The following is a 12,064-nucleotide window of genomic DNA, read 5'->3' on the forward strand; positions in this document are numbered from 1 at the left end:
TACAATTAATATGTATATTTTACAATTTTTCAAACTAAAATTTTGAAAATTAAGTGCTGTATATTGAATTATGTGCAATGTACTTGCCGACAGTTCAACATTTTATGTAAAAAGTTCATAGCAAGGGGAGGTGAAACGATGGAACCCATGACAATCATCTTCACTTTGCTTGGCCTAATCGTCGGTGCAGTTGTTGGTTATTTTATTCACAAATCAAAATTTGAGAGTAAAATAGCAGGGGCAAAGGGCTCTGCAGAACAAATCCTTGAGGATGCAAAACGTGAAGCGGATGCTCTTAAGAAAGAAGCCTTGTTGGAAGCAAAAGATGAAATTCATAAAGTTCGCTCTGATTCTGATCGAGAATCTCGTGAAAGAAGAAGCGAATTACAAAAACAAGAAAATCGGTTATTGCAAAGAGAAGAGAATCTTGACCGGAAGGATGAAACGTTAGACAAACGTGAAAGCCTTTTGGAGAAAAAAGAGGATTCTCTAAACCAAAGACAACAGCATATTGAAGAGATGGAAAGCAAAGTGGACGAGATGGTTCGTAAGCAGCAAACAGAGCTTGAACGTGTTTCCGGCTTAACTCGTGAAGAAGCTAAAGCAATCATTATAGACCGAATGGAAAACGAGCTTGCTCACGATGTAGCGCTTATGATTAAAGAAAGTGATACCCGTGCCAAAGAAGAAGCTGATAAAAAAGCAAAAGAAATTCTTTCTCTTGCCATTCAGCGTTGTGCGGCTGATCATGTCGCAGAAACCACCGTTTCTGTAGTAAATCTTCCAAACGATGAAATGAAAGGCCGGATTATCGGACGTGAAGGCCGAAATATCCGGACATTAGAAACGCTAACAGGTATTGACCTTATTATTGATGATACTCCTGAAGCTGTCATTTTATCTGGATTCGATCCAATCAGACGGGAAACGGCACGTTTGGCTCTTGAAAAGCTAGTTCAGGACGGTCGGATTCATCCGGCACGTATTGAAGAAATGGTTGACAAAGCAAGACGTGAGGTAGATGAACATATTCGTGAAATTGGTGAACAAACAACATTTGAAGTTGGTGTTCACGGGCTCCATCCAGATCTCATCAAAATACTCGGTCGTTTGAAATTCCGTACCAGCTACGGTCAAAACGTGCTCAAGCATTCAATTGAAGTAGCCCAGCTTTCAGGATTACTTGCTGCTGAGCTTGGTGAGGATGAAGTTCTTGCCCGCCGTGCAGGTTTATTGCATGATATAGGGAAAGCAATTGATCATGAAGTAGAAGGCAGTCACGTTGAAATTGGCGTGGAATTGGCAACCAAGTATAAAGAGCATCCAACTGTCATCAACAGCATCGCTTCACATCATGGTGATACAGAACCAACTTCCATTATTTCAGTGCTTGTGGCAGCCGCTGATGCGTTATCAGCTGCAAGACCAGGTGCAAGAAGTGAAACGCTGGAAAATTACATTAGAAGACTCGAAAAACTTGAAGAGATTTCCGAATCCTATGATGGAGTGGAAAAATCATTTGCAATTCAAGCCGGACGTGAAGTGCGGATTCTAGTGAAACCAGAACAAATAGATGATCTTTCGGCACATCGACTCGCACGTGATATCCGGAAAAGGATTGAAGAAGAGCTCGATTACCCAGGTCATATAAAAGTAACGGTTATCCGTGAAACAAGAGCAGTAGAATATGCCAAATAATATTTGGTAATGAAAACGAAGTGGTGCAAACCACTTCGTTTTCATTTTGCTTATAAAGAACCATTATGGGGTGTTTTTACAAAATTATAATTCCATATTATGTTACAATACATACATTGAATATTCTTATCATTAGAAATGTGGATTTAGAAAGGGTTTTACTATGAAATTGCTATTTATTGGAGATGTTGTAGGGTCTCCTGGCCGTGATATGGTCCAAGAATACCTTCCAAAATTAAAAGAAAAGTATAGACCGCATATCACGGTTATTAATGGGGAAAATGCTGCAGGTGGCAGGGGGATTACGGAAAAGATTTATCGTAGTTTTCTACAGTGGGGAGCACAGGCAGTAACGATGGGGAACCATACATGGGATAATCGCGATATTTTCAATTTTATTGATGAAGCGAAATATCTCGTCCGTCCAGCGAATTTTCCAGAGGGAACTCCCGGAGAAGGAATAAAATTTATTAAATTGAACCAGCAGGAAATTGCGGTCATAAATTTGCAAGCAAGGACATTCATGCCTGATTTGGATTGTCCGTTCAAAAAAGCGGAAGAACTCGTGTTGGAGGCTCAAAAAAGGACACCAATCATCTTTGTCGATTTTCATGGTGAGGCTACAAGTGAAAAGCAGGCGATGGGTTGGTACTTAGATGGAAAAGTGACAGCCGTTGTAGGTACACACACACATGTCCAGACAGCCGATAACCGGGTTTTACCCGAAGGGACCGCTTATATATCAGATGTAGGTATGACAGGCCCGTATGATGGCATTCTCGGCATGGAGAGAGGGGCAGTCATCCATCGCTTCTTGACCAGCCTTCCTGTTCGTTTCGAAGTGCCTAAAGAAGGGCGTACCCTATTAAGTGCTGTGCTCATAGATATTGATGATAAGACGGGCATGGCTAAAAAGATAGACCGAATACTCATCAATGAAGATCATCCGCTTTACACATGAATTGAATGGACAGACAGTCAAATGACTGATTGTCCATTTTTTTTCAATAATAAATCGATTGGTGGACAATCCCGGGTTTTCTTTGTCATACAAGTTTTACTTCCTGAATATAGTAGCAGTGGAAAGAGTTATAACTATTGAGCCAAGTTATAATCGGCAGGGAAAACAAGGAGGACTAGGAATGGAAATATTAAAGGTTTCAGCAAAATCTAATCCTAATTCTGTAGCAGGCGCACTAGCGGGAGTGCTCAGAGAAAGAGGAGCAGCCGAAATTCAAGCAATCGGTGCAGGTGCGTTAAATCAAGCCGTCAAGGCAGTAGCAATCGCAAGAGGGTTTGTCGCACCTAGTGGAGTTGACTTGATTTGTATTCCTGCCTTTACAGATATACTTATTGATGGCGAAGAGAGAACGGCGATTAAGCTAATCATTGAACCAAGATAATTTCATATGTGGGTGCCCTGTTTGTCAGCTGGCGAGCAGGTTCTTTTTTGTACTAAAATTCAAATGACGAAAAACCTTAGCCATTTTATAATAGATCATATTAGCTATGAAAGTTAAGCAAGGGAGGAGGATTATTTTGGCGATTTTTGATGCGCATTGTGATGTGTTAATGAAGATGTTTATAGATCCAGATATTTCTTTTTTGGACAGTGATAAGTTACATATAACAAAACGGGGATTATTGGATGCAGGAGGAAAAGTCCAATGTTTTGCAATTTATATTCCAGAAAAGGTCCACCCAGATATGAGATTTCAGTCAGCCTTAGCGATGGTTGATATTTTTCATGAAAAGATTTTATCAGAGCCGGAAATGAAATTTATACGGAGCAAGACTGACATCGATAATCTAAAGGAAAAAGAAATCGGTGCTATGCTGACATTGGAAGGCTGCGATTGTATTGGAAATGATTTATTAAAACTAAAAACACTTCTCCGTCTTGGTGTTTCTTCAGTAGGGCTAACATGGAATTATGCCAACCTTGTGGCTGATGGAGCATTAGAAACAAGAGGAAGTGGGTTGACAAGTTTTGGAACAGAAGTTGTGACCCTTTTAAACGAGCAATCGATTTGGTGTGATTTATCTCATTTATCTGAAGCTGGTTTTTGGGACACATTAAAAAGAGCGGATTTTCCAATTGCATCCCATTCAAATGCTAATAATTTATGTTCGCATCCGCGGAATTTAAAAGACAGCCAGATAAAAGCCCTTTTACAAAAAAATGGCGTGATAGGGGTAACCTTTGTTCCACAATTCCTATCCAGTGGTTATTCGGCTTCAATAAAAGATATCCTGAACCATATAGACCATATATGCAGTTTGGGCGGGGAAAAACAAATTGGCTTTGGGTCTGACTTCGATGGAATAGAACATATGGTAGACAAATTAGCATCCTTTAATGATTATCATAACTTAATCAATGACTTGAATAGGCTTTATTCTGCTGAGTTTGTAAAAGGACTCCTTTTTGAGAATTTCACTCGGAATTTTCCACGTTAAAAGGTGATAAATTTAATTCTGACTATATAGATATGAATAAATATTCTGAAAATATAAAAAATGGAGGCAAAAAGGTTGCAATTTAATGATTTAACCGATAGAATTGAAAGCGTTTAGTACACCTTTCCTAAATAGAACGATTTATATACATAGTCTAATGTTCTGGCGAGAGGTGCGGTTAAATGCATTTATATACGAACGTTCTAAAGGAGTGTAAGACATGATCAATCAACTTTCATGGAAAGTTGGCGGACAACAAGGTGAAGGTATTGAAAGTACAGGAGAAATATTCTGTATTGCCCTCAATCGCTTAGGTTATTACTTGTATGGCTACCGTCATTTCTCATCCCGAATTAAGGGAGGACACACGAATAACAAAATTCGTGTAAGTACTACCGAAACTCGTGCTATCTCTGATGATTTAGACATCTTAGTTGCTTTTGACCAAGAAACAATTGACGTCAATTATAAAGAATTACATGTAGGTGGCATCATAATCGCTGATGCAAAATTCAAACCTGTCTGCCCAGAAGATACAAAGGCAGAATTATATATTGTTCCATTTACGGAAATCGCTGCAGAATTAGGTACATCATTAATGAAAAACATGGTGGCTATCGGTGCGACATGTGCTGTACTTGGTATGGAAATTTCCGTATTCAACGATGTTGTTGATGAAATCTTCGGTCGTAAAGGCGAAGAAATCGTTAAAAAGAATATGGATGCCATTACTGCTGGCTACAAAGCCATGGAAGTACTGCTTGGAGAAAAGCTTGGCGCAATGGAGCTAGAAAAAGCAGACGGACAGAAACGTTTATTCATGATCGGGAACGATGCTATCGCTCTAGGAGCTGTTGCAGGTGGATGTCGCTTCATGGCAGCATACCCAATTACTCCTGCCTCTGAAATTATGGAATATCTAATCAAAAAACTTCCACAATTGGGCGGTACTGTCATTCAGACAGAAGATGAAATAGCTGCAGCCACAATGGCAATCGGTGCAAACTACGGTGGTGTTCGTGCTATCACAGCTTCTGCTGGTCCAGGACTTTCCTTAAAAATGGAGGCAATTGGCTTAGCGGGTATTACCGAGACGCCTATTGTCATTGTTGATACACAACGTGGCGGTCCTTCTACTGGACTTCCTACGAAACAAGAGCAATCCGATTTAATGGCCATGATTTATGGTACACACGGTGAAATCCCAAAAATCGTCATGGCCCCAAGTACTGTTGAAGAAGCATTTTATGATACGGCAGAAGCGTTCAATCTCGCGGAGGAATATCAATGTCCGGTTATCATTTTATCCGACTTACAGCTATCGCTAGGTAAACAAACGGTTCAGCCGCTTGATTACAGCAAAGTAGAGATCAGACGCGGTAAATTGGTAGATTTTGAAATTGAAGAACCAGAAAATAAATCATACTTCAAGCGTTATAAAGTAACGGAAGACGGCGTTTCACCTCGTGTTGTTCCTGGTATGAAAAATGGAATTCACCATGTTACTGGTGTTGAACATGATGAGACAGGGAGACCTTCTGAGACGGCTGTGAATCGAAAAGCGCAGATGGATAAACGGATGCGTAAGCTGAATAATTTAGCTAACACTTTCCATACACCTGTATACAAAAACACACCGCATGAAGAAGCGGATTTACTAATTCTTGGTTTTAACTCTACTCGTGGTACGATTGATGAAGCAATTGGTAGACTAGAAACGGATGGGGTAAAAGTGAATCATGCGCAAATTCGTTTGATTCATCCGTTCCCAACCGATGAAGTTCTATCTTTAGTACAATCGGCTAAGAAAGTAGTAGTAATCGAAAATAATGCGACTGGACAATTGGCTAATATTATCAAGATGAATGTCGGACATGTTAATAAAATTAAAAGCATCCTAAAATATGATGGCAACCCATTCCTCCCGCATGAAATTCACACACAATGCAAGGAGATGTTCGAATATGGCAACGTTTAAAGAGTTTCGTAATGATGTTAAACCTAACTGGTGTCCTGGCTGTGGAGATTTCTCCGTTCAGGCTGCCATGCAGCGTGCGGCAGCCAATGTAGGATTGGAGCCGGAAAACTTAGCTGTTGTTTCTGGTATCGGCTGTTCAGGACGTATTTCCGGTTACATCAAGTCATATGGCTTCCACGGAATTCATGGCCGCTCGCTACCGATTGCCCAAGGTGTGAAAATGGCCAACCGTGAATTGACTGTAATAGCTTCAGGCGGAGACGGAGACGGTTTTGCAATTGGGATGGGACATACTATTCATGCAATCCGTCGTAATATTGATATTACGTATATTGTAATGGATAACCAAATTTATGGTTTGACAAAAGGCCAGACTTCTCCACGATCAGCTGTTGGATTTAAGACAAAATCCACTCCTGAAGGATCAATCGAGCAGGCTGTTTCACCAATGGAATTAGCTTTATCGGCTGGTGCTACATTTGTTGCACAAAGCTTTTCGACTGACTTAAAAGACTTGACTGCTATCATTGAAGCAGGGATTAATCATAAAGGGTTCTCCTTTATCAATGTTTTCTCTCCATGCGTAACATATAACAAGATTAATACGTACGATTGGTTCAAACAAAACTTAACAAAATTAAACACGATTGATGGATATGATTCTTCAAATAAAGAACAGGCCATGCAAACATTAATGAAGCATGACAGCCTTGTGACAGGGATTATTTATCAAGATTCTTCACGCCCTTCTTATCAGGAGTTAGTACCAGGATATGCAGAAAAAGCGTTAAATAAATCTGATCTAACTCTAGATCAAGCTCATTTTGATAAACTTGTTGCAGAATTTATGTAAAAGTGAAAAGGTTCACCCCTATAGATGGGGGTGAACCTTTTTTGTGAAATTAAGCGCTCCAGTAATTATGCCTCATGCTAGAACGCTTATTACTGGCTTAGCTTAACAATCGTTATGGCATCCGCCGAAGTTACGGTTAAAAACCGCAACCGCCACCGAAACCGCGACCGAAACCGCCGAAACCGCCGAAACCGAAGCAACAACGATTCCTTCTTCTACAACAACAACGGTCATTGTCGTGATGATGATGATGATGATGGTGACGATCGAAATCTCGGTCACGATCACGGTCACGATCACGGTCACGATCACGGTCACGGTCACGGTCACGATCGCGTCTATCACAGCGTCTCACTCGACGACAGAAATCGTCTTCATTCCTGTCATGGTGGTGACGATTATTATTTTCAGAACATGACATATAAGTCACTCCTTTAATTATTTTTGTTGTACGAGATATCTTATTCAAGAGCGGACAGGATGCTATGGGATCATGACCTTATTAGTGAAAATGTACGATAGCCCTAAGATTATGATTAGTCAATAAAGGTAAAATGCCCCGTACATTAGGAATACTGGTATTTTTTCAATCGGTTTTTCATACCTTTAATATATTCAGGAAAATGTAGCCCTATTACAGGGGGAGTGTATATGTTGAAAGGGAAAATGAAAGCAGTTGTCAAACATCACCGAGGATATGGGGCACAATTGCAAGCTGTCGACATTCCGGATATTCGTGAAGATGAGGTGTTAATTCGAGTCAAAATGGCCTCAATCTGTGGGACGGATATTCACATTTTCACCTGGGATAAATGGTCGCAGGGAAGAGTGAATCCACCATATGTATTTGGGCATGAATTTGCCGGAGAAGTGATTGAGGTAGGGGGGAAGGTGAGTAATGTTTCAGTTGGTGATTACGTTTCCGCCGAAACCCATATCGTGTGCGGTACATGCCGGCAATGTTTAACGGGACAGTTACACATTTGTAAAAATACAAACATTATTGGTCTCGATACACAAGGGTGCTTTGCTGAATATGTAGCTTTGCCAGCTAAGAATCTTTGGAAAAATCCGATTGACATGCCACTTGATATAGCTACGATCCAAGAACCGATGGGAAATGCAGTCCATTCTGTGCTTGCTGGTGAAGTGCTTGGTAAAACGGTGGCGATCATTGGCTGCGGACCAATTGGGCTTATGGCAGTGGCTGTAGCAAAGGCTGCAGGTGCAGATAAAGTTATCGCTCTTGATGTTAATGATTATCGACTTCAGCTGGCAAAAAAGATGGGGGCTACGCACACAATTCATTCAATCAAGCAAAATCCTCTGGAAATCACGGCAAGACTCACAGATATGGATGGGGTGGATGTGGTCTGCGAAATGAGCGGTAATCCTACGGCCATCGATCAAGGGTTTAAAATGGCTACAAATGGCGGGAGGATATCAATTTTGAGCCTGCCAGCTCAACCGGTCACGCTTAATATAACGGAGGATATTGTGTTCAAGGGTCTTACTGTCCAAGGAATAACAGGAAGAAAAGTGTTCTCAACCTGGCAGCAGGTTTCGAGCCTGCTAGGGAGTGGAAAAGTTGATGTCACACCGATGATTACACATCGTTTTTCGCTAAGTGACTTTGAAAAGGGTTTTGAACTGATGATAAAGGGACAGTGTGGTAAGGTACTCTTAATACCTTAGCCAACTGAAAAGGAGGAGAAATGAAGGGTTTTGAATATTTTAAAGAAGAAGTAGATGCTTTAAAAAAAGCCGGAAAGGAACTAGACTATTAAGAAGAGGCTTAGTTCGTCACATGGAATGTGGTGAATTGAGCTTTTTTAGTACTTATTTTTACCGAGTTTGTGAAATTTTTCTTACAAATGAAGTAGGCACGACAGAATGATTGTTTCTTGCTGGTAAAAGCTTTATACTATGTTAATGTGGATATATCACACTTTAAAGCTAATATTTACTGGTAATTTTATAAGGAAAATACGTATAAAAATCTTTAGAACAAGACAGGTCTTGAAATAGTTAGGGAAACAAATAAACTAACTATTTTGAAAGGAGATTAACATGAACGAGAAACAACGATTAGAATCACAACAAGTACACGCTGAAAATCCAGCGGACAAAAAATCCGACAAGGACTACAGTAAGTACTTTCAGGCCGTTTATATTCCGCCGTCCTTAAAAGATGCGAAAAAACGAGGTAAAGAAGAAGTCGAATATCATGATGATTTTGCGATTCCAGAAGATTTCCGTGGAATGGGAGAAGGCAAAAAGTTCTACATTCGTACATACGGTTGTCAAATGAATGAACATGATACAGAAGTCATGGCTGGTATCTTCACGGCCCTAGGCTATCAACCGACAAACACGGTAGATGATGCTAACGTCATTTTACTTAACACTTGTGCGATTCGGGAAAATGCAGAGAATAAAGTGTTCGGGGAACTCGGCCATTTAAAATCATTAAAATTGGAACGACCTGATTTATTGCTTGGTGTTTGTGGTTGTATGTCTCAAGAAGAATCAGTTGTAAAAAGAATCCTTGAGAAACATCATTTTGTTGATATGATTTTCGGAACTCACAACATTCATCGTCTACCCCAAATTCTAAATGAAGCGTATCTTTCAAAGGAAATGGTCATTGAGGTTTGGTCTAAAGAAGGCGATGTAATTGAGAACCTTCCGAAAGTGCGTAAAGGCAAAACGAAAGCATGGGTAAATATCATGTATGGCTGCGATAAATTTTGTACTTACTGCATCGTGCCTTTCACAAGGGGAAAAGAAAGAAGCCGCCGTCCGGAAGATATCATTCAGGAAGTTCGTCATTTAGCGGCACAAGGATATAAAGAAATAACACTGCTTGGCCAAAATGTGAATGCATATGGTAAAGATTTTACGGATATTAAATACCGTCTCGGTGATTTGATGGATGAAATCCGCAAGATTGATATTCCGCGTATTCGTTTTACAACTAGTCATCCACGTGACTTTGATGATCACTTAATTGAAGTCCTAGCAAAAGGTGGAAATCTAGTAGACCACATCCATCTTCCTGTTCAATCAGGAAGTACGGAAACGCTTAAGATTATGGCTCGTAAATATACGCGCGAGCAATATTTAGAGCTAGTTAGAAAAATTAAAGAAGCGATCCCAACTGCATCTTTAACAACAGACATCATTGTCGGCTATCCGAATGAAACGGAAGAGCATTTTGAAGAAACAATGTCTTTATACCGAGAAGTTGGTTTCGACGCTGCTTATACCTTCATTTATTCACCACGCGAGGGAACACCAGCCGCGAAAATGCAGGATAATGTACCGATGGAAGTGAAAAAAGAACGCCTGCAACGCTTGAATGCGCTTGTTAATGAAACGTGTGCGTTAAAAATGAAAGAGTATGATGGACAGATTGTAGAAGTCCTTGTAGAAGGAGAAAGCAAGAAGAATCCGGATGTGTTAGCAGGTTATACAACGAAAAATAAGCTTGTGAACTTCAAAGGACCAAAATCTGCCATTGGCCAAATCGTAAAGGTGAAAATCACTGGAACGAAAACATGGTCATTAAATGGGGATATGGTTGAAGAAGCTACAGCGATTGAGGTGGAGTAAAATGACGAAATATACAAAAGACGATATTTTAACAAAAGCGGCAGAGTTGGCTGAAATGATTGCCAGCACAGAAGAAGTCGATTTCTTTAAACGGGCGGAAGCTCACATCAACGAAAACCAAAAAATCCGTGAAATGATCGCGAGCATCAAAAGCTTGCAAAAGCAGGCTGTTAACTTCCAACATTATGGAAAAGAGAAAGCGTACGGCCAAGTACAGGCCAAAATTGATGCACTTGAAAAACAATTAGACGAACTTCCGATTGTCCAAGAATTCAAACAATCCCAAGTTGATGTAAATGATCTTTTACAAATGGTCTCCTCACAAGTTTCTAATAAGGTGACGGATTTAATTATTGAATCAACCGAAGGAGACATCCTTCGCGGTGAAACAGGTTCGCAGGTACAGGCTGGTGGTGGAAGCTGTTCATAACCTTTTCTAAAACCCTTCTGATTTCAGGAGGGCTTTTTTATACTCGTAAATCCTTATACAGTGCCCATTCGTGACACATATCCCAAAACATGCGCATAAAATAACCTAGGTTTAAAACAATACAGCAGTTTTCAAACAATAAAAATTCTACGCACACTAGACTTTTACCACGCATAGGATGAATGGAAACTGTATGAGGAGGGTTCGCTAGCATGTCACAATATAGAGAGATAATTACTAAAGCGGTGGTGGCAAAGGGACGGAAATTCACAAAGTCCTCACACACCATTTGCCCGGCTCATCATCCTTCTAGCATTCTAGGTTGTTGGATCATCAACCATAAATACGATGCAAAGAAAGTCGGCAAAAAGGTAGAAATACACGGCAGCTACGAAATCAACGTTTGGTATTCCTATAACCATAATTCAAAGACGGAAGTTGTTACTGAAAAAGTACAATATACCGACGTGATTTCGCTGAAATACCGTGATCCGGATTGTCATGATGACCATGAAATCGTTGCACAAGCTGTCCAACAGCCTAATTGTTTAGAAGCTTGCATCTCCCCGTGTGGACAAAAAATCATTGTCCATGTGGAAAGAGAATTCTTTGTAGAAGTCGTCGGCGAAACAAAAATTTGTGTCGCTGTACATCCAGATGGCCGCTGTGAGGATGACTGGGGCTCTGATTTCGATGATGAGGAATTCGAAGATTTAGATCCGGATTTCCTAGATGAATTCGAAGACGAATAGACGAATAGAATATAGAAATTCACTACCGGATGACATTCCCTTCATCCGGTTTTATTTAATTTGAAGAGGGACAGGCTTTATGCAGGCATATTGATATACCAGTCCCAATAAGTTTACGGATATAATGTTAAGTTTTACTTGTTAATACCTGTAGAGAATAGTGAATTTATCAGCTTTACTCACAGGTTCAAGGATTTACCATGCAATTTCGAATATAGGCAATGTTACTTTCCCATATGTTATAATAAAAGACATATGTGAGTAATAGATTTTAGTTA

General features: G+C 40.1%; 11 protein-coding genes. 10 read left to right on the plus strand and 1 reads right to left on the minus strand.

The window, feature by feature from the left end; translation table 11 throughout:
* Positions 1-138 precede the first annotated feature (138 nt).
* The 6 genes from rny to AKG34_RS06850 all read left to right on the plus strand — a co-directional run bounded on the left by rny (position 139) and on the right by AKG34_RS06850 (position 6,989).
* Entirely contained in the window at positions 139-1,698 is a 1,560-nt protein-coding gene (gene rny / locus AKG34_RS06825; RefSeq protein ID WP_053345393.1) for a ribonuclease Y, read from the plus strand.
* A gap of 163 nt (positions 1,699-1,861) precedes the next feature.
* The gene (locus AKG34_RS06830; RefSeq protein WP_053345394.1) at positions 1,862-2,659 is read left to right on the plus strand and encodes a 2',3'-cyclic-nucleotide 2'-phosphodiesterase; all 798 of its coding nucleotides are present in this window, start codon (positions 1,862-1,864) and stop codon (positions 2,657-2,659) included.
* Between the two features lie 181 nt (positions 2,660-2,840).
* Positions 2,841-3,101: a stage V sporulation protein SpoVS gene (gene spoVS / locus AKG34_RS06835; RefSeq protein WP_029281188.1), complete on the plus strand. Its 261-nt coding sequence runs from the start codon at positions 2,841-2,843 to the stop codon at positions 3,099-3,101.
* Between the two features lie 136 nt (positions 3,102-3,237).
* A complete protein-coding gene (locus tag AKG34_RS06840) occupies positions 3,238-4,158 on the plus strand; it encodes a dipeptidase (protein WP_053345395.1) in 921 nt (306 codons plus the stop codon).
* A 220-nt stretch (positions 4,159-4,378) separates the two neighbouring features.
* Entirely contained in the window at positions 4,379-6,136 is a 1,758-nt protein-coding gene (locus AKG34_RS06845; RefSeq protein ID WP_053345396.1) for a 2-oxoacid:acceptor oxidoreductase subunit alpha, read from the plus strand.
* Positions 6,123-6,989 (plus strand): 2-oxoacid:ferredoxin oxidoreductase subunit beta, encoded by an 867-nt coding sequence (locus AKG34_RS06850; RefSeq protein ID WP_053345397.1) that lies wholly within the window; start codon positions 6,123-6,125, stop codon positions 6,987-6,989. Before AKG34_RS06845 ends, AKG34_RS06850 begins: the two co-directional genes overlap by 14 nt.
* 136 nt (positions 6,990-7,125) lie before the next feature.
* Here AKG34_RS06850 and AKG34_RS27870 read toward each other — a convergent pair whose 3' ends face one another.
* Complete coding sequence (locus tag AKG34_RS27870) at positions 7,126-7,410, minus strand: hypothetical protein (protein WP_161804904.1); 285 nt, start codon at positions 7,408-7,410, stop codon at positions 7,126-7,128.
* A gap of 233 nt (positions 7,411-7,643) precedes the next feature.
* On the opposite strand from AKG34_RS27870, the gene tdh reads away from it, so the two are divergent.
* From tdh to AKG34_RS06875, 4 genes are all read left to right on the plus strand, one after another.
* Positions 7,644-8,684, plus strand: coding sequence for an L-threonine 3-dehydrogenase (gene tdh / locus AKG34_RS06860; protein WP_180320471.1), 1,041 nt, complete (start codon positions 7,644-7,646; stop codon positions 8,682-8,684).
* 375 nt (positions 8,685-9,059) lie between these two features.
* A complete protein-coding gene (miaB, locus tag AKG34_RS06865; RefSeq protein WP_053345400.1) occupies positions 9,060-10,604 on the plus strand; it encodes a tRNA (N6-isopentenyl adenosine(37)-C2)-methylthiotransferase MiaB in 1,545 nt (514 codons plus the stop codon).
* A 1-nt stretch (position 10,605) separates the two neighbouring features.
* Positions 10,606-11,034 carry a YlbF/YmcA family competence regulator gene (locus AKG34_RS06870; RefSeq protein WP_053345401.1) on the plus strand — a complete coding sequence of 143 codons (429 nt, stop codon included), beginning with the start codon at positions 10,606-10,608 and terminating at the stop codon, positions 11,032-11,034.
* A gap of 212 nt (positions 11,035-11,246) precedes the next feature.
* Entirely contained in the window at positions 11,247-11,786 is a 540-nt protein-coding gene (locus tag AKG34_RS06875; RefSeq protein WP_053345402.1) for an outer spore coat protein CotE, read from the plus strand.
* Positions 11,787-12,064: the final 278 nt, after the last annotated feature.

This window comes from Peribacillus butanolivorans (assembly GCF_001273755.1).
Lineage (GTDB): Bacteria > Bacillota > Bacilli > Bacillales > DSM-1321 > Peribacillus > Peribacillus butanolivorans.

What these genes read in the sequence shown, in the direction of transcription:
- rny (WP_053345393.1), top strand. Translation starts at nt 139, where the DNA reads ATGGAACCCATGACAATCATCTTCACTTTGCTTGGCCTAATCGTCGGT.
- AKG34_RS06830 (WP_053345394.1), top strand. Translation starts at nt 1,862, where the DNA reads ATGAAATTGCTATTTATTGGAGATGTTGTAGGGTCTCCTGGCCGTGAT.
- spoVS (WP_029281188.1), top strand. Translation starts at nt 2,841, where the DNA reads ATGGAAATATTAAAGGTTTCAGCAAAATCTAATCCTAATTCTGTAGCA.
- AKG34_RS06845 (WP_053345396.1), top strand. Translation starts at nt 4,379, where the DNA reads ATGATCAATCAACTTTCATGGAAAGTTGGCGGACAACAAGGTGAAGGT.
- AKG34_RS06850 (WP_053345397.1), top strand. Translation starts at nt 6,123, where the DNA reads ATGGCAACGTTTAAAGAGTTTCGTAATGATGTTAAACCTAACTGGTGT.
- AKG34_RS27870 (WP_161804904.1), bottom strand. Translation starts at nt 7,410, where the DNA reads ATGTCATGTTCTGAAAATAATAATCGTCACCACCATGACAGGAATGAA.
- miaB (WP_053345400.1), top strand. Translation starts at nt 9,060, where the DNA reads ATGAACGAGAAACAACGATTAGAATCACAACAAGTACACGCTGAAAAT.
- AKG34_RS06870 (WP_053345401.1), top strand. Translation starts at nt 10,606, where the DNA reads ATGACGAAATATACAAAAGACGATATTTTAACAAAAGCGGCAGAGTTG.
- AKG34_RS06875 (WP_053345402.1), top strand. Translation starts at nt 11,247, where the DNA reads ATGTCACAATATAGAGAGATAATTACTAAAGCGGTGGTGGCAAAGGGA.